Annotated in this window: 22 protein-coding genes; 11 read left to right on the forward strand and 11 right to left on the reverse strand. The window is 70.4% G+C overall.

Annotated features, from left to right (window positions below):
- The first annotated feature begins 446 nt into the window (after positions 1–446).
- Positions 447–1,259, forward strand: a complete 813-nt coding sequence (locus tag RMT89_RS23045; protein WP_315885665.1) for a hypothetical protein — start codon at positions 447–449, stop codon at positions 1,257–1,259.
- A gap of 98 nt (positions 1,260–1,357) precedes the next feature.
- Complete coding sequence (locus RMT89_RS23050; RefSeq protein WP_315885666.1) at positions 1,358–1,540, forward strand: hypothetical protein; 183 nt, start codon at positions 1,358–1,360, stop codon at positions 1,538–1,540.
- Between the two features lie 9 nt (positions 1,541–1,549).
- On the opposite strand, the gene RMT89_RS23055 is transcribed toward RMT89_RS23050, so the two are convergent.
- Positions 1,550–1,894: a metal-sensitive transcriptional regulator gene (locus tag RMT89_RS23055; RefSeq protein WP_315885667.1), complete on the reverse strand. Its 345-nt coding sequence runs from the start codon at positions 1,892–1,894 to the stop codon at positions 1,550–1,552.
- 188 nt (positions 1,895–2,082) lie between these two features.
- Here RMT89_RS23055 and RMT89_RS23060 point away from each other — a divergent pair, with 188 nt between their 5' ends.
- Together RMT89_RS23060 and RMT89_RS23065 are read left to right on the forward strand one after the other, a co-directional pair.
- Positions 2,083–2,703, forward strand: a complete 621-nt coding sequence (locus tag RMT89_RS23060) for a DUF47 family protein (protein ID WP_315885668.1) — start codon at positions 2,083–2,085, stop codon at positions 2,701–2,703.
- 9 nt (positions 2,704–2,712) lie between these two features.
- Positions 2,713–3,711, forward strand: a complete 999-nt coding sequence (locus RMT89_RS23065; RefSeq protein WP_315885669.1) for an anion permease — start codon at positions 2,713–2,715, stop codon at positions 3,709–3,711.
- Positions 3,712–3,860: 149 nt separating this feature from the next.
- Here RMT89_RS23065 and pstB read toward each other — a convergent pair whose 3' ends face one another.
- The 8 genes from pstB to RMT89_RS23105 all read right to left on the reverse strand — a co-directional run bounded on the left by pstB (position 3,861) and on the right by RMT89_RS23105 (position 12,982).
- On the reverse strand, positions 3,861–4,637 hold the full coding sequence (gene pstB / locus RMT89_RS23070) for a phosphate ABC transporter ATP-binding protein PstB (RefSeq protein ID WP_315885670.1): 777 nt from the start codon (positions 4,635–4,637) through the stop codon (positions 3,861–3,863).
- Between the two features lie 55 nt (positions 4,638–4,692).
- Positions 4,693–5,748, reverse strand: a complete 1,056-nt coding sequence (gene pstA / locus RMT89_RS23075; protein ID WP_315885671.1) for a phosphate ABC transporter permease PstA — start codon at positions 5,746–5,748, stop codon at positions 4,693–4,695.
- A complete protein-coding gene (pstC, locus tag RMT89_RS23080) occupies positions 5,745–6,752 on the reverse strand; it encodes a phosphate ABC transporter permease subunit PstC (protein ID WP_315885672.1) in 1,008 nt (335 codons plus the stop codon). The genes pstA and pstC overlap by 4 nt, the downstream gene beginning before the upstream one ends.
- Positions 6,753–6,855: 103 nt before the next feature.
- Positions 6,856–7,980, reverse strand: coding sequence for a phosphate ABC transporter substrate-binding protein PstS (gene pstS / locus RMT89_RS23085; RefSeq protein ID WP_315885673.1), 1,125 nt, complete (start codon positions 7,978–7,980; stop codon positions 6,856–6,858).
- Between the two features lie 364 nt (positions 7,981–8,344).
- Positions 8,345–8,788 (reverse strand): NUDIX hydrolase, encoded by a 444-nt coding sequence (locus tag RMT89_RS23090; RefSeq protein ID WP_399498469.1) that lies wholly within the window; start codon positions 8,786–8,788, stop codon positions 8,345–8,347.
- 5 nt (positions 8,789–8,793) lie between these two features.
- The gene (locus RMT89_RS23095) at positions 8,794–10,203 is read right to left on the reverse strand and encodes a CHAD domain-containing protein (protein ID WP_315885675.1); all 1,410 of its coding nucleotides are present in this window, start codon (positions 10,201–10,203) and stop codon (positions 8,794–8,796) included.
- On the reverse strand, positions 10,184–12,415 hold the full coding sequence (locus tag RMT89_RS23100) for an RNA degradosome polyphosphate kinase (RefSeq protein ID WP_315885676.1): 2,232 nt from the start codon (positions 12,413–12,415) through the stop codon (positions 10,184–10,186). The genes RMT89_RS23095 and RMT89_RS23100 overlap by 20 nt, the downstream gene beginning before the upstream one ends.
- 276 nt (positions 12,416–12,691) lie before the next feature.
- The gene (locus RMT89_RS23105; RefSeq protein WP_315885677.1) at positions 12,692–12,982 is read right to left on the reverse strand and encodes a hypothetical protein; all 291 of its coding nucleotides are present in this window, start codon (positions 12,980–12,982) and stop codon (positions 12,692–12,694) included.
- A gap of 53 nt (positions 12,983–13,035) precedes the next feature.
- Between RMT89_RS23105 and RMT89_RS23110 the strand changes: the two genes are divergently transcribed.
- Complete coding sequence (locus RMT89_RS23110; protein ID WP_315885678.1) at positions 13,036–13,185, forward strand: hypothetical protein; 150 nt, start codon at positions 13,036–13,038, stop codon at positions 13,183–13,185.
- A 248-nt stretch (positions 13,186–13,433) separates the two neighbouring features.
- Here the strand turns inward: RMT89_RS23110 and RMT89_RS23115 are convergent, their stop codons facing one another.
- Positions 13,434–13,820 (reverse strand): GntR family transcriptional regulator, encoded by a 387-nt coding sequence (locus RMT89_RS23115; protein WP_315885679.1) that lies wholly within the window; start codon positions 13,818–13,820, stop codon positions 13,434–13,436.
- A gap of 113 nt (positions 13,821–13,933) precedes the next feature.
- Between RMT89_RS23115 and RMT89_RS23120 the strand changes: the two genes are divergently transcribed.
- From RMT89_RS23120 to RMT89_RS23140, 5 genes are read left to right on the forward strand one after another with little or no spacing between them, the layout of a single operon-like run.
- Positions 13,934–14,476 carry an RNA polymerase sigma factor gene (locus RMT89_RS23120; protein WP_315885680.1) on the forward strand — a complete coding sequence of 181 codons (543 nt, stop codon included), beginning with the start codon at positions 13,934–13,936 and terminating at the stop codon, positions 14,474–14,476.
- On the forward strand, positions 14,473–15,285 hold the full coding sequence (locus tag RMT89_RS23125; RefSeq protein WP_315885681.1) for a zf-HC2 domain-containing protein: 813 nt from the start codon (positions 14,473–14,475) through the stop codon (positions 15,283–15,285). Before RMT89_RS23120 ends, RMT89_RS23125 begins: the two co-directional genes overlap by 4 nt.
- Positions 15,282–16,142, forward strand: coding sequence for an ABC transporter ATP-binding protein (locus RMT89_RS23130; protein WP_315885682.1), 861 nt, complete (start codon positions 15,282–15,284; stop codon positions 16,140–16,142). Before RMT89_RS23125 ends, RMT89_RS23130 begins: the two co-directional genes overlap by 4 nt.
- The gene (locus tag RMT89_RS23135; protein ID WP_315885683.1) at positions 16,139–17,656 is read left to right on the forward strand and encodes an ABC transporter permease; all 1,518 of its coding nucleotides are present in this window, start codon (positions 16,139–16,141) and stop codon (positions 17,654–17,656) included. The genes RMT89_RS23130 and RMT89_RS23135 overlap by 4 nt, the downstream gene beginning before the upstream one ends.
- Positions 17,644–18,318, forward strand: coding sequence for an ABC transporter (locus tag RMT89_RS23140; RefSeq protein WP_315885684.1), 675 nt, complete (start codon positions 17,644–17,646; stop codon positions 18,316–18,318). Before RMT89_RS23135 ends, RMT89_RS23140 begins: the two co-directional genes overlap by 13 nt.
- Before the next feature lie 11 nt (positions 18,319–18,329).
- Here RMT89_RS23140 and mshD read toward each other — a convergent pair whose 3' ends face one another.
- Positions 18,330–19,256 (reverse strand): mycothiol synthase, encoded by a 927-nt coding sequence (gene mshD, locus RMT89_RS23145; RefSeq protein ID WP_315885685.1) that lies wholly within the window; start codon positions 19,254–19,256, stop codon positions 18,330–18,332.
- A 165-nt stretch (positions 19,257–19,421) separates the two neighbouring features.
- On the opposite strand from mshD, the gene RMT89_RS23150 reads away from it, so the two are divergent.
- Positions 19,422–21,242 (forward strand): bifunctional metallophosphatase/5'-nucleotidase, encoded by a 1,821-nt coding sequence (locus tag RMT89_RS23150; RefSeq protein WP_315885686.1) that lies wholly within the window; start codon positions 19,422–19,424, stop codon positions 21,240–21,242.
- The last annotated feature ends 58 nt before the right edge of the window (positions 21,243–21,300 follow it).

Below are 21,300 nucleotides of genomic sequence, written 5' to 3' on the forward strand. Positions count from 1 at the left end.
GGCACGCACTCTCGCCGCACCGGCCGAAAGCCCAGGTACATCCAGTACGAGGGCTTCCGGCCGGCACGCCGAGAGCATCGCACCGGACGCCGCTCCTTGACGGGCAGACGTTGCCTGCCGCGGCACCAGGTGCCGATTCAGCTCGAAGTTGTTCAACCCGCCGTATGCGCCTCCGCATCCCTCCTGGCCCGGCTTCTTGCCCTTCTTGCTGGGCCTTTCCAGCCGCAGGTGCACTGGGCCGCGCAGAACGGGCCCTGTTCGATGGTGGCTGTGCGGTGGGTGGGGGGTGGAGGTGGGGCTTGGTCGTGGGCCACGGGGTCAACCGTACCGACGGTTGGTCATGGGCTTCTATGGGAGGTCGCTGCGTGACGGGGGGCTCGTTGTCGTCGTTAGGCGGGACGACGGGGGGCCCGTGACGAACGTACCGGCTGGGGGGTAGGCAGGCGATGGCGGAGCGGCGGTTCAGGCGGCGGGGGGCGGTTGTCGCGGCGGGGGTCGTGGCCGTCAGTGGATGTGGGGCCCCTCTTGATGACGGGCGGGGCGGGGAGCCTGCCGATGTTGTGCGGCGGGCCGCCTCCGTGCTGATCGATGCGCGGAGTTCCAAGGCCCGCACCTCCATGGAGATGGCCACCGGCGGGACCCGTGTCACCATCCGGGGCGAGGGCGTCTACGACTTCCGCCGGCACGTCGGGCGGCTCAAGGTGCTGCTGCCGCAGGGTCCCGCGGGAGACACCTCCCCTCGGCCCATCACCGAACTCCTCGCCCCTGGCGCTCTCTTCATGAAGAACCGCGGCGCCGGCGTCCCCGCCGACAAGTGGGTGCGGGTGGAGACCGCTTCCATGTCGGACGGGAATCTCGTCACCGGCGGGGCCACCGATCCCTTCGCCGCCGCTGAACTCCTCCTCGGCGCGCAGTCGGTCAGCTATGTGGGGGACGAGCAGGTGGGCGGGGCCGACGTGACGCACTATCGCGGTACCGCCGATCTGCGGCGCGCCGCCGAACTCGCCTCCGACGGGTCCCGGGACGCCCTCGCCGCCGCGGCGAAAGGGTTCGCCACCTCGCGGGTCCCCTTTGACGTGTATCTCGACGAGGAGGGACGGATCCGCAAGGTCCGGCATCGGTTCAGCTTCGTCAATGGGCAGCAGAAGGACGCTGTTGACGTCGCCTCCACCACCCTGCTCTTCGACTTCGGCATCCCGGTCGACGTACGCCTGCCCGACCGCGACGACATCTACGCCGGACGCATCGCCGAGGAGTGAGGATCCTCGACGGTCGTCAAGGACTAGCCCGTCCGTGCCATGCGCGGTGTGTAGACCGCTCCCTACTCTAGGAAGTCGGTAACGGCAGAGAAGAGGTGATGCGCGTGGCTCCGGTCGGCGGTACGGCAGTGCAGGACCACGTGGCCCTCGCCGAGATCGAGTTGTGCGGTGAGCTCATCATCGCGGCCTCGGCCGCCGAGGACCGGCTCAGTATGGAGAGCATTGATCAGGTGCTGAGGGTGGGGGAGGAGCGCGACGACGCCGGCTCCTGCTCCCGATGATTTTCGGCCTTACGTCCGCAGCAGGCGGCCGATCGCCTTCGTCGCCTCTTCCACCTTCGAGTCGATCTCGTCGCCGCCCTTGACGGAAGCGTCCGCGACGCAGTGGCGCAGGTGCTCCTCCAGGAGCTGGAGGGCGAAGGACTGCAGGGCCTTCGTCGATGCCGATACCTGCGTGAGTATGTCGATGCAGTAGACGTCCTCGTCGACCATCCGCTGCAGGCCCCGGATCTGGCCCTCGATCCGGCGCAGCCGCTTGAGGTGCTCGTCCTTCTGCTTGTGGTAGCCGTGCGTGGCGTGCTCGCCGTGTGCGGCGTGCTCGGAGGGCGCCGTGGCGCCGGCCTCGGTCGTCGTCATCGCGTCCTCCAGACATATACCCCTACTGGGTATATCGTACCGAACTTTGCTGGGTATAGGGCCCTTGGTACGCCCCCGTGCTGATCACTGTGCCTGATGGGCGACACTGGGGGACGGCCCATTAGCCGTGGCCGGATGATGCGCCTAGCATCAGCCTGACCGAAACCGAAGCACCCTGAGGACCCCACGTGCGCTTTCGTCTGACCCCAAGGGAGACGAGCTTCTACGACATGTTCGCCGCGTCCGCGGACAACATCGTCACGGGCTCGAAACTCCTCATGGAACTGCTCGGGGCGGACACCGCCGGCCGGGCCGAGATCGCAGAGCGTATGCGGGCCGCGGAACACGCAGGTGACGATGCCACGCACGCGATCTTCCACCAGCTGAACTCCTCGTTCATCACACCGTTCGACCGTGAGGACATCTACAAACTCGCGTCCTCCCTCGACGACATCATGGACTTCATGGAGGAGGCCGTCGACCTGGTCGTCCTCTATAACGTCGAGGAACTGCCCAAGGGCGTCGAGCAGCAGATCGAGGTGCTCGCCCGAGCCGCGGAGCTGACCGCCGAGGCCATGCCCAACCTGCGGACCATGGACAACCTCACCGAGTACTGGATCGAGGTCAACCGGCTGGAGAACCAGGCCGACCAGATCCACCGCAAGCTGCTCGCGCATCTCTTCAACGGCAAGTACGACGCCATCGAGGTCCTCAAGCTCAAGCAGATCGTGGATGTCCTGGAAGAAGCGGCCGACGCTTTCGAGCACGTGGCGAACACGGTGGAGACCATCGCCGTGAAGGAGTCCTGAGGCGCCTCCATGGAGACCTTCGCTCTGGTCGTGACCATCGCGGTCGCGCTCTTCTTCACGTACACCAACGGCTTCCACGACTCGGCGAACGCCATCGCCACGTCCGTCTCCACCCGGGCGCTCACTCCTCGGGCCGCGCTGCTCATGGCCGCGGTGATGAATCTCGGCGGCGCCTTTCTGGGGTCCGGTGTCGCCAAGACCGTCAGTGAGGGTCTGATCCAGACGCCCGAGGGCTCGAAGGGGATGGGGATCCTCTTCGCGGCACTCGTCGGTGCCATCACCTGGAACCTCATCACCTGGTACTTCGGGCTGCCGTCGTCGTCCTCGCATGCGCTGTTCGGCGGCATGGTGGGGGCCGCGCTCGCGGGCGGGACCACCGTGTACTGGAGCGGTGTGCTGGAGAAGGTGGTCATCCCGATGTTCATCTCGCCGCTGGTGGGGCTCGGGGTCGGCTATCTCGTCATGACCGCCATCATGTGGATCTTCCGGCGGTCCAACCCGCACAAGGCCAAGCGCGGCTTCCGTATAGCGCAGACGGTGTCCGCGGCCGGTATGGCGCTCGGACACGGTCTGCAGGACGCGCAGAAGACCATGGGCATCGTGGTGATGGCGCTGGTCATCGCCGATGTCGAGGACTACGGCGATCCCATCCCGGTCTGGGTGAAGATCGTCTGCGCCGTGATGCTGTCGCTGGGCACCTACGCCGGTGGCTGGCGGATCATGCGGACGCTGGGACGGAAGATCATCGAGCTGGACCCGCCGCAGGGCTTCGCGGCCGAGACCACCGGTGCGTCGATCATGTTCACCACGGCGTTCCTGTTCAAGGCGCCGATCTCGACCACCCACGTCATCACCTCCGCCATCATGGGCGTCGGCGCGACCAAGCGACTGAACGCCGTGCGGTGGGGGGTCGCGAAGAACATCGTCCTCGGGTGGTTCATCACCATGCCGGCCGCCGCGCTCGTGGCCGCGGCCGCGTTCGGGGTCGTGCACCTCGCCTTCCTGTAGCGGAACGGACGTACCGACGAGCAGGCGCACTGCAGAAACGTCACGGCAGAGCTGCTGGAGAAACGACACGGGCCCGCCCCCCGGAAGCCGGGGGGCGGGCCCTTATCTGCCTCGCGGTGGCACCGCCATGCAGCACCGCGAGGGGTCTGTCAGCCGAAGCGGCCCGAGATGTAGTCCTCGGTGGCCTGGACCGACGGGTTGGAGAAGATGCGCTCCGTGTCGTCGATCTCGATCAGCTTGCCGGGCTGGCCGACGGCCGCCAGGTTGAAGAAGGCGGTGCGGTCGGAAACACGGGCCGCCTGCTGCATGTTGTGCGTCACGATGACGATCGTGAAGCGCTCCTTGAGCTCGCCGATCAGGTCCTCGATGGCGAGGGTGGAGATCGGGTCGAGGGCGGAGCAGGGCTCGTCCATCAGCAGGACCTTCGGCTCGACCGCGATGGCGCGGGCGATGCACAGACGCTGCTGCTGACCACCGGACAGGCCCGAGCCGGGCTTGTTCAGGCGGTCCTTGACCTCGTTCCAGAGGTTGGCGCCCTTGAGGGACTTCTCGACGATGTCGTCGAGCTGGGACTTCTTGTACGAACCGTTCAGCTTCAGGCCGGCCGCGACGTTGTCGTACACCGACATCGTCGGGAACGGGTTCGGGCGCTGGAAGACCATGCCGACCTCGCGCCGCACGGAGACCGGGTCGACCCCGGCGCCGTACAGGTTCTCGTCGTCGAGCATGACCTTGCCCTCGACCCGGCCGCCGGGGGTGACCTCGTGCATGCGGTTGAGGGTGCGCAGGAAGGTGGACTTGCCGCAGCCGGAGGGGCCGATGAAGGCGGTCACGGAGCGGGGCTCGACGGTCATCGAGATGTCTTCGATGGCGCGGAAGGCGCCGTAGTAGGCGGTGAGGCCGCTTACGTCGATTCGCTTGGCCATGGGTATCACTGCTTCTTTCGGGAAAGTCTTGCGATCGGTCGCTGTATGGCCGCGGTCAGCGACCGGTCTTCGGGGACTTCCAGCGGGCGATACCGCGGGCCGCCAGGTTCAGGATCATCACGAAGGCGATCAGGGTGAGAGCCGCGGCCCAGGCGCGGTCGTACGCCGCCTCCGAGCCCGCGCTGTTCGCGTACTGCTGGTAGATGTACAGCGGCAGCGACGCCTGCGCCCCTTCGAAGGGGTTGTTGTTGATGAACGGGTTGCCGAACACCAGCAGCAGGACGGGCGCGGTCTCACCGGCGATACGGGCGACCGCCAGCATCACACCGGTGGTGATGCCGCCGATCGCGGTCGGCAGGACCACCTTCAGGATGGTGCGCCACTTGGGCACGCCCAGGGCCAAGGATGCCTCACGCAGCTCGTTCGGGACGAGCTTGAGCATCTCCTCCGTGGAGCGGACCACGACCGGCATCATCAGGATCGCGAGGGCGAGGGCGCCCGCGAAGCCGGAGAAGCTCATGTCGAAGATCAGCAGAAGGCTGAGGATGAACAGACCGGCGACGATCGACGGGATACCGGTCATCACGTCGACGAAGAAGGTGACGGCGCGGGCCAGGTGGCCGCGGCCGTACTCGACCAGGTAGATCGCGGTGAGCACACCGATCGGCACGGCGATCACCGTGGCGATGCCGACCTGCTCGAGGGTGCCGATGATGGCGGCGTAGATACCGCCACCCGGCTCGGTGTCGGCGACGACGCCCATCGAGTGGCTCAGGAAGTACATGTCGAGGACCTTCGTACCGCGCTTGACGGTCTCCCAGACCAGCGAGGCGAGCGGTACGACGGCGATCAGGAAGGCGACCCAGACCAGCGAGGTCGCGATGCGGTCCCGGGCCTGGCGGCGGCCTTCGACGCTGCCGGCGATGACATACATGCCGAGCAGGAAGAGGATCGCGGCGATCAGGCCCCACTGGATCTTGCTCTCGACACCGGTGGCCACGCAGAGGCCGACGGAGACGGCGACGGAGCCGGCGGCGAGTGCCCAGGCGAACCACTTCGGCAGACGCGCGCCCTGGAGCGAGCTCGGGTGCTGAACTGTCGTGGTGCTCATGCGTTGGCCCCCGAGTACTCCTTGCGGCGGGCGATGATCCATCGGGCCGCGCCGTTGACCAGCAGGGTGATGACGAACAGGACGAGACCGGAGGCGATCAGCGCGTCACGGCCGAAGTTGTCCGCCTCACCGAACTTGCTGGCGATGTTCTGGGCGAAGGTGCCGCCGCCCGGGTTGAGCAGGCTGCCGTGGATCAGGAAGTCCGGGGAGAGCACGGTGGCGACGGCCATCGTCTCGCCGAGCGCGCGGCCGAGGCCGAGCATCGAGGCGGAGATCACGCCGGAGCGGCCGAAGGGCAGCACCGCCATGCGGATGACCTCCCAGCGCGTGGCGCCGAGAGCCAGGGCGGCCTCTTCGTGCATCTGCGGGACCTGGTTGAAGACCTCGCGGCTCACGTTGGTGATGATCGGCAGGATCATGATCGCGAGCAGGATGCCGACGGTGAGCATCGAGCGGGCCGGGCCTTCCTCCCACGAGAAGATGCCGGTCCAGCGGAAGTAGTCGTTCAGCCAGCCGAACAGGCCGTCCATTTGCGGTACGAGGATCAGGGCGCCCCACAGGCCGTACACGATGGACGGCACGGCGGCGAGCAGGTCGATCACGTAGGCGATCGGACCGCTCAGCCTGCGCGGTGCGTAGTGGGTGAGGAACAGCGCGATGGCGACGGCGATCGGGACCGCGATGACCATGGCGATGATCGAGGAGACGACCGTGCCGTAGGCCAGGACCGCGATGCCGAACACCGGCTCGGTGCCGGCGGTGTTCCACTCGAAGGTCGTGAGGAAGTTGCCCTCGTCCTTGCTGATGGCCACGGCGGCCCGCCAGGTGAGGAAGACCGCGATGGCGGCCATGATCACCAGCAGGAAGATGCCCGAGCCACGGGCGAGACCGAGGAAGACACGGTCTCCGGGTCGGGTGGCGCCGCGGGCGTTGCGCTTGCGCTCGGCCACGGTTGGCTGCGGTGGGGGAGGGGGGGCTTGAGTGCTCTTCGTGGTTATGTCCATCGGGTTCTCCGGTCTGCGGCGCCCTGTCTGGTGGAGGGCTCCTGGCGGCGGTGCACCGGACGGTGCGGTCCGGTCCCGCGGGGGACCGGACCGCACACTCAGGTCAGCTCAGGCCCGCGACGGTCTCGCGGACCTTGGTGATGATGTCGTCGGGCATGGGGGCGTAGTCGTTCTCGGCGAGGATCTTCTGGCCGTCCTCGCTGGCCATGTAGCCGAGGAACGCCTTGACGGTCGGCAGGGTCTCCGCCTTGTTGCCCTTGTCGCAGACGATCTCGTACGTCACCAGGGTGATCGGGTAGGCGCCGTCGGCCTTGGTGCCGTAGTTGAGCTCCAGGGACAGGTCCTTGCCGGTGCCGACGACCTTGGCGTCCGCGATGGCGGTCGTGGCGGTCTCGACGGAGGCCTGGACCGGCTCACTGGCGCCCGTGTCGATGGCGACGACGGAGGCGTCCTTGGCGTAGGAGAGCTCCATGTAGCTGATCGCGCCGGCGGTCTGCTTGACCTGCTGGGCGACACCGGAGGAGCCGGACGCGGACTGGCCGCCGGGGGCGGTCCAGGCCTTGCCGCCCTCGTACTTCCAGTTGTCCGGGGTGGTGGCGATCAGGTACTTGGTGAAGTTGTCCGTGGTGCCGGACTCGTCCGAGCGGTGGAACGCCTGGATCTTCAGGTCGGGAAGCTTCGCCTCGGGGTTCAGCTTCGCGATCGCCGGGTCGTTCCAGTTCTTGATCTTGTCGCTGAAGATCTTCGCCAGGGTCGGCGCGTCCAGGACGAGGTTGTCGACGCCCTCGACGTTGTAGGCGACGGCGATCGGGCCGCCGACCATCGGCAGGTCGATGCCCTGGCCACCCCCGCAGACCTTCTTGGAGGCGGTGACCTCTTCGGGCTTCAGCGCCGAGTCGGAGCCGGCGAAGGCGACCGTGCCCTGCGTGAACGCGGTGACACCGGCGCCGGAGCCGCCGCCCTTGTAGTTGATCTGGACGCCCTGGCAGGCGGCGGTGAACTGCTTCACCCACGCGTCCATCGCGTTCTTCTGCGCGGACGAGCCGTCGGCGAGCAGCTGGCCCTTGGCGTTGTCGCACTTGATGTTGCCGGCCTGCGCGCTGGAGGTCGCGTCGCCGCCGTTGCCGGTGCCCGTGTCGTCGGAGCCGCACGCCGTGAGGGCCAGGGCGCCGGAGACGGCAAGAGCACCGAGAGCGAGGGCCCGCCGGTTCATGCGCTGAAGCTTCACTTGAGGGAGTTCCTTCCAGGAGCCGCCGTCCTGAATCCGGCGGCGTGCGAAGTCTTGGTGATGCGGTTGCGTGTCTGTCGAACTGCGCGCCACACCGCGTAAGGCCGAAATTAGGCAGAACAGGTGAAGGCGCCGATGGCCGTAAATGAACGAGGGGTGAACCCCTGGGGACGGTGCGGTGAGGTCACGGAACGCTTACGTTGGGGACACGGGTCGGTCCCGTCCTGGAGGCCCGCGGCTGACAACTCTAGGCAGTCGAGCCGCTTCCCTCATCCCGGGCGGTACGGAGTGTGACGGCGGCCCCCCGATCGGCCCAGCGAGGTCTTGTCCTTGCAGGCGTTCTCGTTGCGGACGGAGCGTTTTGCTATGTGTGTTCGAATGATCGAACGAGCTCGTCGAGCAGGGCCTGGTCACGGGCCTGGGTGAGGCGCCGCCGGGCATCGGTGAGGGAGAGCCACAGGATGCGGTCCACCTCGGTGGTCGGCACGAAGGTGCCGGGGCCGGCCTCGGCCGCCCAGTAGCGGACCTGCTTGGGGCGGCCGCCGGCCATGTAGGTCAGCGTGGAGAGCCCGGCGCCGGCGACGGCCCGGTAACCGGTCTCCTCACCGACCTCGCGCAGGGCCGCGGCGAGCGGTTCCTCGCCGCGCTTCAGCTTGCCCTTGGGGTGGGACCAGTCGTCGTACTTCGGCCGGTGGACCAGGCAGACCTCCAGCCCGCCGTCGACCGGGGAGCGCCGCCACAGGACGCAGCCGGCCGCCTGGACGGTGGAGTCGTTCGATGCGGTCACCGGGGCGCCGGCCTCCTTCATTGCCTTCAGGGCGTGCTGATCCTCTGCTTCTGCCAGGTCTGCCAGGACTGCTGGAAGGCGAAGCGGGCCGCCTCGACCTCGTGCCGCTGGTCGGCGTGGAGCACGCCGAGGGCGTATGCCGTGGCCGGGGCGATACGGGGGGTGCGGGCCGCTGCCGCCGCTGCCGCCGCGGCCTCGGAGGCGTCACGGTGGCGGTCCAGGGCCTGGCCCGCGGTGAGCAGGCGTACGTCCAGGGGGGCGTCCTCGCCGAGGAGGGCCTCCCGGGCGTAGCGGTGCAGGCGGAGCAGGAGACGGACCTGGTGCCAGGGGGCGTCCTGGGGGTGCGGGGCCGGGTCGGGGGAGAGGCCGTGGATGAGGGCCTCGGCGTTGTACGGGTGGCCCGCGGTGACCAGGGGGAGGGCGCTCACCGCGTCCGTGAGGCGTTCCTCGGCGGCCGCGGCGAGGGGGCGGAGGTCGGCGGTGGAGGCGGTCGGGGTGAGGGGGACCTCGCTCGCCAGTACGGCGATGTTGTCGGCGACCGCGTGGAAGCGGGAGGAGCCGAGGGCCTGGAGGGCGCTGCTGTGGGCTCGCGTCCGGGCGAGGGTGAGCTGGCGCTCCAGGAGGGCGCCGGCTTTGGCGGCGCCGACTGTGAGGTTGCCGCGCTCTGTGGGGGCGGGCGGGTGGGGTGCGGGGCCGGTGGTGCTGGGTGCGTCGGCTGTGAGCTTGCCGCGTTCCGTCGTGGCCGTGGGGTGGGAGGGGTGGCCGGCGTTGCCAGGTGCCGCTTTCAGTGGGACGGGCGCCGCCCCAGCGGCACGACTGCCCGCAGCGGCGTCTGTCGTCCCGGCGCCACCGCCTGAGGCTGCGCCACCGCGACTCGCGGCCCCGTCAGCCGCGCTCGCGCGGCCGCCCGGCGCTGCCTCGGCCGTACCGGCGCCGCGGCCCGCCGCCGATGCGTCGGCCGTGCTGCTGCCACGGCCGGGCGTTGCGCTCGCCGTCGCCCCCGTGTCCCGCGGTGCCCCCGGCTGGGTCGGGAACACCGTTGCTCCCGACAGGCGGTGCAGTGCCAGCAGGAGGCGTTCCAGGCGGGCCGCGTACGCGTGTTCCATGGCCAGGGTGCCTGAGAGCCAGGCCAGTTCCGGGCGGATGCGTTCCGACCAGTCGGGGTCGAGGAAGGGGCGGAAGGTGTGGAGGCTGCCGCTGATGCGGCGGGCCGAGCGGCGCAGGGCCCGGGCCGCGTCGACCCCCTCCTGCGAACCGTTCTCCCCGGCCCGTGACTTAGCCCGCCCAGGAGATCCTCCGTCGCCGCCGCCGGTCTCCCGGTGCAGCCGCAGTGCGCGGAGGAACTCCATGGCCTGGGTGCGCAGGTAGGTCTCAAGGGCCTCCCCGGTCACCGGCACGGCCGTGGGGTTCGTCGGGTCAAGGTGTTGCTGTGCCACGCCGGCGCCTCCGGGCGTCTATGAGCATCTCCTGGACGTTCCGCAGGGGCTGGCCTTCCGCGTCGGTCGCGTGCCGGGTCCACTCGCCGTCCGGGCCGAGATGCCAGGAGGCGGTGGTGCCGGACATGCCGGTCTCCAGCAACCGGTTGAGGGCCGCCCGGTGGGCCGGGTCGGTGACCCTGACCAGAGCCTCGATGCGGCGGTCGAGGTTGCGGTGCATCATGTCGGCGCTGCCTATCCACACCTCGGGCTCGCCGCCGTTGCCGAAGGCGAAGACCCGGGAGTGTTCGAGGAAGCGGCCGAGGATCGAGCGGACCCGGATGTTCTCCGAAAGGCCCGCCACACCCGGGCGCACCGCGCAGATGCCGCGCACCCAGATGTCGACCGGCACGCCCGCCTGGGACGCGCGGTACAGAGCGTCGATGACGGCCTCGTCGACCATCGAGTTGACCTTGATCCGGATGAACGCCGGACGCCCCGCACGGTGGTGCTGGACCTCCTTGCTGATCCGCGAGATCAGGCCGTCGCGCAGGGACTTGGGGGCGACGAGGAGCCGGCGGTACGTCTCCCGGCGGGAGTAGCCCGACAGCCGGTTGAACAGGTCCGAGAGGTCCGCGCCTACCTGAGCGTCCGCGGTGAGCAGACCGAGGTCCTCGTACAGGCGTGCCGTCTTCGGGTGGTAGTTGCCGGTGCCGACATGGCTGTAGCGCCGTAGCGTGTCGCCTTCCTGGCGGACCACCAGGGACAGCTTGCAGTGGGTCTTCAGGCCGACGAGGCCGTAGACCACATGGCAGCCCGCCTCCTCAAGGCGTTTGGCCCACTTGATGTTGGCGTGCTCGTCGAAGCGGGCCTTGATCTCGACCAGGACAAGCACCTGCTTGCCGGCCTCGGCCGCGTCGATGAGCGCGTTGACTATGGGGGAGTCACCCGAGGTCCGGTACAGGGTCTGCTTGATGGCGAGGACGTCCGGGTCCTCGGCCGCCTGCTCCAGGAACGCCTGCACGGAGGTGGAGAAGGAGTCGTACGGGTGGTGCAGCAGGACGTCCCGGCTGCGCAGCGCCGCGAAGATGTCGGGCGCGGACGCCGACTCGACCTCGGCGAGATCGCGGTGGGTGCCTGCGACGAACTTCGGGTACTTCAGCTCGGGCTGGTCCAGGGACGCGATCCGGAACAGGCCGGTGAGGTCCAGCGGGCCGGGCAGCGGGTACACCTCGGCCTCGGTGATCTTCAGCTCGCGCACCAGCAGGTCCAGGACCTCGCGGTCGATGGACTCCTCGACCTCCAGGCGCACCGGCGGCCCGAAGCGGCGCCGCATGAGCTCCTTCTCCAGGGCCTGCAGAAGGTTCTCGGCGTCGTCCTCCTCGACCTCAAGGTCTTCGTTGCGCGTGATGCGGAAGGCGTGGTGCTCCAGCACCTCCATGCCCGGGAACAGCTCCTCCAGATGCGCGGCGATGACGTCCTCGATGGGGACGTACCGGCCGGGGGAGCTCTCCAGGAAGCGGGACAGCAGCGGCGGCACCTTGACGCGGGCGAAGTGGCGGTGCCCGCTGACCGGGTTGCGCACCACGACGGCCAGGTTCAGCGACAGGCCGGAGATATAGGGGAAGGGGTGCGCCGGGTCGACCGCCAGCGGGGTCAGCACGGGGAAGATCTGGTGCCGGAAGAGGGTGAACAGGCGGGCCTGCTCCTTCTCCGTCAGCTCGCTCCAGCGGACCAGGTGGATGCCCTCCTCCGCGAGCGCGGGGGCGACGTCCTCGTGGAAGCAGGCGGCGTGCCGGGCCATCAGCTCGCGCGAGCGGGCCCAGATCATCTCCAGCACCTGGGTCGGCTGCAGCCCGGAGGCGGACCGGGTGGCGACGCCGGTGGCGATACGGCGCTTCAGACCGGCCACCCGGACCATGAAGAACTCGTCCAGGTTGCTGGCGAAGATCGCCAGGAAGTTCGCCCGCTCCAGCAGCGGAGTGTTCGGGTCCTCGGCGAGTTCGAGAACCCGCTCGTTGAACGCCAGCCAGCTGCGCTCCCGGTCGAGGAAGCGGCCCTGGGGCAGGGGTGCGCCGTCGGTCGGCGCCTCCTCGTAGGCGTCGAGGTCGGCGTCGATGTCGGGTTCGAGGTCGGACATCGAACCGGCCACGGTGCGCGACCGGTGGGCGGCGATGGAACCGACGGACGGCTGCGGGTGCTGAACCTGTGCCTGGGCGTTCTGCTGACTCATGGACCCATTCTTCCGCGCATCCAGGGATACGGGCGCGTCGGAAGACGCAGGCGGGAGCGTGAGGGCGAGACGTCGGGCATCCCCGTTCCCCGCGGTCCCCTCGGGAGGCGGCGAAGGCTCTGGCACGGCGGGCTTCATTCGCCGAGCGTCGCAAGTCCGTCTGAACCAATGGTTACGGAGACATGGCGTGTGGGACACCGGGCGGCGGCTCCCGGACGTCTACATGCCGGGGCCGCACGTCCCTCCACCCGTAGGAGGGACGTGCGGCTCCGGAGTTCAGGCGGTGCGGCGGCGCAGCAGCGAGAAGGCGGTCAGCACGGCGACGGCCGCGACGGCGAGGAGGATGCCGCTCTCCACGTACTGGAGTGGCCAGAAGTGGGACCGGGGTGGAAGTCCAGCCGGGGTCTGGGAGGCGGTCACCTGGAAGACCGAGCGGGGCACCTCCCAGTCCGCTCTGTCGCGGGTGATCGTCGGCCACAGGCTCCCGCGGTGCCTCTCCAGCAGGTTGAAGAGGACCAGCGAGGCCACGAGGGCGACGCCGGCCGCCGGCGCCCGCCCGAACAGCAATCAGCGAGCCGCTGACGCTGACGATGTCGTCGTACCGGCCGAAGGCGGGGCCCGTGAGGTCGCAGCCGAGGCCCGGCTCCCCGGAGCCGCAGCCCATGTCCCGGTACTCCTCCCAGGCGGCGTCCGCGCCCGGACCGTGGGCCCACAGCAGCCCGCCCACCACCACGGCCACCAGCATCAGCCAGAACAGCAGCGCCGACTGATGCACCCGGAGCATCATCCAGACCAGCCCGCGCGGACCGCGGGAGCGCGGTGCGGCGGCGGTCGTCCGCACGGTCACGGCGGTCATACGGCCGCCTCCTGGGCGTCGTCCAGGGTGAGGGCCGGGGCCTCGGGGGAGCGCAGGTGGGCGAGGACGAGCTTTTCCAGGGTCGGCTCGGCCGCGCCCCTGGGGGGCGCTTCCAGGCGCCGAATCTCTTGCTCAGCCCCGCCGCCTCAATGGCGATATCCGTCACGCCTCGTCCCCCTTGAAGTGTTCTTCCAGTACGGCGGTGAAGAGCGCCGCCACGTCGTCGTGCTCCAGGCCCGCCGCGCGGGCCCGTACCGCCCAGTCCGTGAGTTCCGTGTGCAGCGGGGAGTCGGCGGGCGCCGGGCCCAGCGACTTCTTCACGAACGTGCCGAGCCCCCGGCGGGCCTCGACCAGGCCCTCGCGTTCCAGCTCGCGGTAGGCCTTCAGAACGGTGTTCGGGTTGATGGCCGTCGCCTCCACGACCTCCCGCGCGGTGGGGAGCTTGTCGCCCGGTGTCAGCAGGCCCAGGCGCAGGGCCTGTTGGGTCTGCTGGACGATCTGCAGGTAGGTGGCGACGCCGCTGCGCCGGTCGACGCGGTACTCGACCACTTCGCTCCACCGCCCTTTCACTAATTGAGTAGTGAAAGGGGGGTGGAAGTGGAGTCCGAAAGTCAAGCCGTGATGTCGTGAACCGAACAGCCGGGCTCGTCCGATGAGGGGACGTGAGCGAAACGAGAAGCGACGGGGACCTGCTGCGCGCTGTCGCGGCGGACGGGGACCGGCGCGCCTTCGAGGAGCTGTACCGGCGGTTCGCGCCCTGGCTGACCGCACGCCTGCGGGGCCGGTGCGCCGACCCCGGGATCGTCGACGACGTCGTACAGGAGACGTTTCTCGCGGTGTGGCGGGGGACCGCCAAGTACCGGGAGGACGGGGACGTCGCCGGGTGGCTGTGGCGGATCGGGTCGCGGCGGCTGATCGACGCGCTGCGCGGCGACGGGGCGCGGGGCCGGCTGCGGCAGGCACTGGCGCGGCTGCGGCACCGGGAGGAGGTGTCCGCCGAGGACCGCGTGCTCGCGGGGGTTGAGCACGGGGATCTGGCGGGCGCCCTGGTGCGGCTGTCACCGGAGCTGCGGGCGGTCCTCCAGGCCACGGTCGTCGACGGGCTGACCACCCGCGAGGCGGCCGTACTGCTGGGGATTCCGCCGGGGACCGTCAAGACGCGGGCGATGCGGGCCCGTAAGCAACTGCGGGAGGCGCTGGCATGACCTGGCATGTATCCGAAGAGGACCTGCGGGCCTATGCGCGCGCCGAGTTGGCGGCGCCCCTGCTCTGGTCCGCCGACACCCACCTGGCCGCCTGCGCGCGGTGCCGTTCCGTGCTGGCCGAGGTCAGCGGTCCGGTCGACGCCGGCTGGGAGCGGCTCGACGCCGAGCTCGACGCGCCCCGCCCCGGCCTGTTCGAGGGGCTGCTGGTGCGGCTCGGCGTCGCCGACCACACCGCGCGCCTGCTCGCGGCGACGCCCGTGCTGCGCCGCTCCTGGCTGGCGGCGGTGGTGTTCCTGCTGCTGACGACGGTCGGGGTGGTGCACTCGGCCGGCTCGCCGACGCTGTTCCTCGCCCTGGCACCACTGCTGCCGCTCGCGGGGGTCGCGCTGTCGTACGGCCCGGCGCTGGACCCGACGTACGAGATGGCGGTCGTCGCCCCCGTGCACGGCTTCAAGCTGCTGATGATCCGGACCCTCGCCGTGCTCGCCGCCGGACTCGGCCTCAACGGCCTGGCGACCCTCGCCCTTCCCGACTACGGCCTGCGCGCCCTGGCCTGGCTGCTGCCCGCGCTCGCCCTCACCGCCACCGCACTCGCGCTGACCCCCCGCCTCGGGCCGGTCCTCGCGCCGTCCCTGGTCGGCGGGGCGTGGGTGGCGCTGATCGCCGCGGCCGACGCGAGCGGCGACGGACCGCTCATCCCCTTCACCGCCGCCGGACAGGGCGCCGCCGCAGCGGTCGCCGCCCTCGCGGTCGGCCTTCTCTACCTCGTACGTGACCGATTCGACGTGTTCCACGGGAGCGCCGTATGACCTCCACCGTCTCCGCCTCCGGGCTCAGCCTCCATTACGGCGGAACCCGCGCCCTCGACGAGGTGTCGCTGCGGCTGACCCCGGGTGTGACCGGGCTGCTCGGGCCCAACGGCGCCGGAAAGACCACCCTGTTGCGGGTGCTCGCCACCGCCGTGCCCGCCCAGCGCGGGGACTTCACGGTGCTCGGGCACGACCCAGGCTCCCCGCGCGGCCGGCAGGAGGTCCGGCGGCGGCTCGGCTATCTGCCGCAGACGCCCGGCTTCCACCCGGACTTCACCGCCTTCGAGTTCGTCGACTACGTGGCGATCCTCAAGGAGACCAACAACCGCGCCGCCCGCCACCGCGAGGTGCGCCGCGTGCTGGACGAGGTCGACCTCGGCGACGTACGCGGCAAGCGGATCAAGAAGCTGTCCGGCGGTATGCGGCAGCGCGTCGCGCTCGCCGCCGCCCTCGTCGGTGACCCCGGGTTCCTGGTCCTGGACGAGCCCACGGTCGGTCTCGACCCCGAACAGCGCATGCGGTTCCGGGAGTTGATCGCCCACGCGGGCGAGGGCCGGACCGTGCTGCTGTCCACCCACCAGACCGAGGACGTGGCGATGCTCTGCCACCGGGTGCTGGTGATGGCCGGCGGCCGGATCCACTTCGACGGCACCCCCGCCGAGCTGACCGCGCGGGCGGCAGGGCGGGTGTGGAGCAGCGCCGAACGGGCCCCGGACGCGAAGGCGGGCTGGCGCACCGGCGCCGGCACCTTCCGCAACGTGGGCGATCCCCCGCCCGGCGCCGACCTCCTCGAACCCACCCTGGAGGACGGCTATCTGCTCACCCTCGACGGCCAGGGCCTGGCGGTGACCGCATGAGCACGCTCGTCGAACCGGCGCCCCTCGCCGTGCGCACCGAACCCCGCGACTCCTGGGCGGCCGTCTTCGCGCTCGCCCGCTTCGAGGCGCGCAAACTCCTGCTGTCGCTCCCGGTCCTGGTCGCCTTCGCGGTGTACCTCGCCTGGATCGTGTGGCAGACCCTCGACTCCTACGACGGTTTCCCCGCACTCCAGGACGCCGACCGCGACACCCAGGGCTCGCCCCTGCTGGTCGGGCTCGCGGTCATGCTGGCCGTGAACCTGGCCGTACTGCGCTCCCGGCGCCGGGACACCGACCGCCACTTCGACGTGCTGGTCGTCCCGGCCTGGCGCCGTACGGTCGCCCATGTGCTCTCCGTCGTACCGGCGGCGCTGCTGACCGCGGTCTGTGTGGGCGTGCAGTTCGGCTGGGAGGCGCTCAAGCCGGGCGCCGTCGGGCACGGTTCGCCCGGCGAGCTGCTCGTCGGACCGCTCACCGTGCTGCTGTTCGGGACGGTCGGGGTGCTGCTGGCCCGGGTGCTGAAGTCGGCGTTCGTGGGCCCGCTGCTGGTCGTGTTCTTTCTGTTCTTCCTTGTGCTCGGGGTGGCCCCGGGCGGCGACGAGTCCGCCACGCGCTGGCTGACCCCTGTCGTCGGCGAGAGCAGCTCCGAGACGCTCCCCTCCGACCTGCTGGGCCGCCCGGCCGCCTGGCACGCCCTGTACCTGCTGGGCCTCGGCCTCACGGCCGGAGTGCTCGCGGTGCTGGCCGGTGGCGGCCGACGCCTGAAGACCGGGTACGCCGCCCTCGGCGGGGCGATGGCCCTGGTGCTGGTCGGCGCGGTCGCCCAGTCCGGCGGGGAACCGGCCTCGCTGACGGCGGCCCGCGAAAGGGCCACGGTCGATCCGGAGCAGACGTGTGTGCAGCGCGGTCGGTCGACGTACTGCGCGTATCCGGAGTGGGAGCCCCGGGTCGGGACCTGGGCGCAGGTGGTGGACGAGGTATCGGGGCTCGCCGGTGGCACCGCCCCCGACCAGAAGCTCCTCGTCCGCCAGCGCGTGGAGGCCCGCTACGGACTCTCCGGCGACGGCGCGCTCCCGCCCTCCGGCGCCGCGTACGAGGTCACCGTGGGCACCCGGTGGGGCGGCCCGCGTGTCCCGGAGTTCTCCTCGGCCGTCGCCGCCGTTCTGGTGGCGGGCAGTGAACAGGCGGGCAGTGAGATGTGCGACGGGCGGATGGTCACCGTGATGTGGCTCGCCCTCGGCTGGCAGGACCGACCCGTGGACGAGCTGCGCAAGGTCCGCCTCGACGACAGCGTCTCCGGCTCGGCGATCGTGCTGCAGCCGACGGAACCGCTGTCGATGTCGGCGGCGCAGACCGATGTCGTCCGCACGCTGCTGACCCGCCCTCGTGGTGAGGTCAGCGCGCGGGTGAAGGAACACTGGTCCGAGCTGACGGCTCCCGGGGTGACGACGGCGCGGGCCGCCGAACTGCTCGGGGTGAAGGGGATCACGGAGAAGGACGGGTGCGAGGAGTGATCCGGTATGCCGGGCGGACGCTGCCCCGGCGGGCGCTCGGTGCGGGGGCCGCCGTAGGACTGCTGATCGCCGGGACCTCGCGGCTGCTGGAAGACGCCTTCAGCCCCTGGCTCGCCCTCAACGCCCTGCGCGCCGCAGCCCTCTCCTTCGCCCTCGGCCTGGCCTTCCTCCTGGACGACCCGGCCCGCCACACCACCGCCACCGTGCCCACCCGACGGCCCGTCCGCCAGGCCCTGCGCCTGGCGCTGGTCGCCCCGTTCGCCGCGCTGTGGTGGACGGCGGCGGTGCTGCTGGTGCCGTCCGAGCTGCGGCCGCCGGTGGGTGCGGTCACCCTGGAGGCCGGCGCCGCGTGCGCGCTGGCGCTGGCCGGAGCGGCGGTCGCGATTCGCCGGAGCGACGAGCCGGAACCCGGGGTGAGCGCCGCCGCGGGGCTGCTCACGGTGGCCGTACTGGCGATGCTGCTCCAGCCCTGGGACCTCTTCGTCACGGTGGACGACCCGCGGTGGGCGGACGCCCATCAGCAGTGGGGCGTGGTGCTGACGGCAGCCCTGGCGGGGTGCGCGATGTGGACGAGGGAACCAGCACGTCCCCAGGGGCGCGGGCCGTATCGGTTTGCGGCTCCGCCGCGCGGGCGCGACCAGCCACGACGGCGCCGCGGCTGACCGACAAGCGTCTACGTCTCCGTCCGATACATCAGATCCGTCTCATACGTCTCGAACCCCATCCGCTCATACACCGACACCGCCGCCTTGTTGTCGGCATCGACATACAGCATCGCCGTCGGCAACTCCTGTTCCGCCAGATGCCGAAGGCCCACCGCGGTGAGCGCCTTGCCGAGGCCGCCGCCCTGCGCGCCGGGACGCACGCCGAGGACATACACCTCACCGAGTCCCTCCTCGGCGTGCACCTTGGTCCAGTGGAAGCCGATCAGCTCGCCCGCCCGCTCCGCGAGGAAGAACCCGGCCGGGTCGAACCACGGCTCGGCCATCCGGTCGTCGAGGTCGCGCTGGGTGAGGGAGCCCTGCTCGGGGTGGTGCGCGAAGGCGGCGGCGTTCACGGCGAGCCAGGCCGCGTCATCCTGGCCGGGCACAAAGGTACGTACCGTCACATCCTCGGGCAGACCCGGCTCGGACAGATCGAGCCCGGCCAACGGCCGCCGCATCTGCCGCAGTTCCCGGAACAGCGTCAGCCCCAGGACCTGCGCCAGATGCCGGGCCGCCGAGTGCCCGCCGTGCGCCCACACCCGCAGCCGCTTGCCGGAGGCGGCGAGCAGGGCCGAGCCGAGCGCCCGCCCATGGCCGTGCCCGCGGTGCGCGGGGTGGACGACCAGTTCGGCGGCCGGCGCCTCCACCGGGTCGGTGTCCTCCAACTGGGCGTAACCGACGAGTTCGTCGTCGACGGTGAGCAGCAGATGCCGCACGCCCTCGCGCTCACCGCCGCGCAGTTGCAGCCGCCCCTGCTCGGACACCGCCTGCTGGCCGTCGACGGCGGCGGCCTCGGCGAGCAGGGCGAGCACCGCCTCGGTCTGGTCGGGGGAGAGCGCGGAATAGGTCTCGATGGAGCGGCCCCCACCGGGCCGTGCGATGTCGTCGCTGGTCATGCGTACGAGGGTAAGCCGAGGTCACGGCGAACCGGCGGCAAAAGGGAAACCAGGATGTAACCCGGAACCACCTTCCGCGCTACGCGCGTTGACTCTAGGCTGCGCCCGGGCAGTCACTGCCCTGTCATGACTCTCTTCCGCTTCATACGACTCACAGGGGGGCGTATGCCAGCCATGTCCACGCAGCCGCAGCACCGCCGCAGACGCCGGACGCATCTGATCCTGACCGCCGCGGCGGGCCTCGCCACCGCAGGCGCCCTGGCTGCCGCGCTGCCGGCGACGGCGACCGCGGAGGACGGCGACCGGAAGGGCGGCGGCTACACGTCGAGCCGCTACCAGGACGTCCAGCTGCTGTCGTTCAACGACCTGCACGGCAATCTGGAGCCGCCGTCCGGCTCCTCCGGCCGGGTCACCCAACTCAACGGGGACGGCACCACCCAGACCATCAACGCGGGCGGTGCGGAGTACCTCGCCACCCACCTGCGCCAGGCCCGCGAGGGCAACAAGTACTCCGTCACCGCCGCCGCCGGCGACCTGGTCGGCGCCACCCCGCTGGTCTCGGGCCTCTTCCATGACGAGCCCACCATCGAGGCGCTGAACAAGCTCGACCTGGATGTCAGCAGCGTCGGCAACCACGAGTTCGACGAGGGCTCCGCCGAGCTGTCCCGCCTCCAGAAGGGCGGCTGCCACCCGACGGAGGGCTGCTACGTCGAGGGCGAGGAGTTCGAGGGCGCCGATTTCCCCTACCTCGCGGCGAACGCCCTGAACGAGAAGACCGGCAAGCCGATCCTCAAGCCGTACTGGGTGTGGAAGAAGAAGGACGTCAAGATCGGCTTCATCGGCGTGACCCTGGAGGACACCCCGGGTGTCGTCTCCGCCGAGGGTGTCAAGGGCCTGAAGTTCAAGGACGAGGTCGAGACGATCAACAAGTACGCCAAGGAGCTCCAGCGCCAGGGCGTGAAGTCGATCGTCGCGCTGATCCACGAGGGCGGGGCCCCCGCCTCGACGGCGTACAACTACGACTGCGACTCGCCGGGCGCCGGTGACGGGATCTCCGGTCCGATCGTCGACATCGCCAAGAACGTCACCCCGAAGGTCGACGCGCTGGTCACCGGCCACACCCACGCGGCCTACGCCTGCACCATCAACGACCCGGCGGGCCAGCCGCGCACGGTCACCTCGGCCGCGTCCTTCGGCCGGCTCTACACGGACACGACGCTGACGTACGACCGTTGGACGGGTGACATCGCCCGTACGGCCGTGAAGTCGGCGAACCAGGTGGTCACCCGGGACGTCGCCAAGGCGACCGACATGACCGAGCTGATCAGCAAGTGGAACACCCTCGCGGCGCCCATCGGCAACCGCCCGATCGGCTACATCTCCGCCGACGTCCCGAACACCGGCGCCGAGTCCCCGATGGGCGACCTGATCGCGGACGCGCAGCTCGCCCACGGCAAGCAGCTGGACCCGGAGACCGACCTGGCGCTGATGAACCCGGGCGGTGTGCGGGCCGGGCTGACCTACGCGGCCAAGGGCACCGAGGGCGACGGCGTGGTGACCTACGCCGAGGGCTTCACGGTCCAGCCGTTCTCCAACACGGTGAACCTTCAGGACTTCACCGGCGCGCAGCTGATCCAGGTGCTGAAGGAGCAGGTCAGCGGCTCGAACGCGGCGTCGCCGAAGATCCTTCAGCCGTCGGCGGGTCTGACGTACACGCTGGACATGACGAAGACCGGCGCCGACCGTGTGGTGACGGACTCCATCAAGCTGAACGGCGCCGCGATCGACCCGGCCGCCACCTACCGTGTCGCCACCAACAGCTTCCTCGCGGGCGGCGGCGACGGCTTCACCACGCTGGGCCAGGGCACCAACGACCTGGTCGGCTCGGATGACCTGACGGCGCTGGAGAAGTACCTGCTGGCCAACTCCTCGGCGGCCAGCCCTCTCTCGCCGCCGGTGACGAACCGGATCACGATCGTGGGCTGAATCGCAAAGGGGCGGTAGGACTTCCGCTCGCGGCGAAGGCGGTGACGGGCCTGCGGGC

It is taken from the genome of Streptomyces sp. P17, from assembly GCF_032436805.1.
GTDB lineage: Bacteria > Actinomycetota > Actinomycetes > Streptomycetales > Streptomycetaceae > Streptomyces.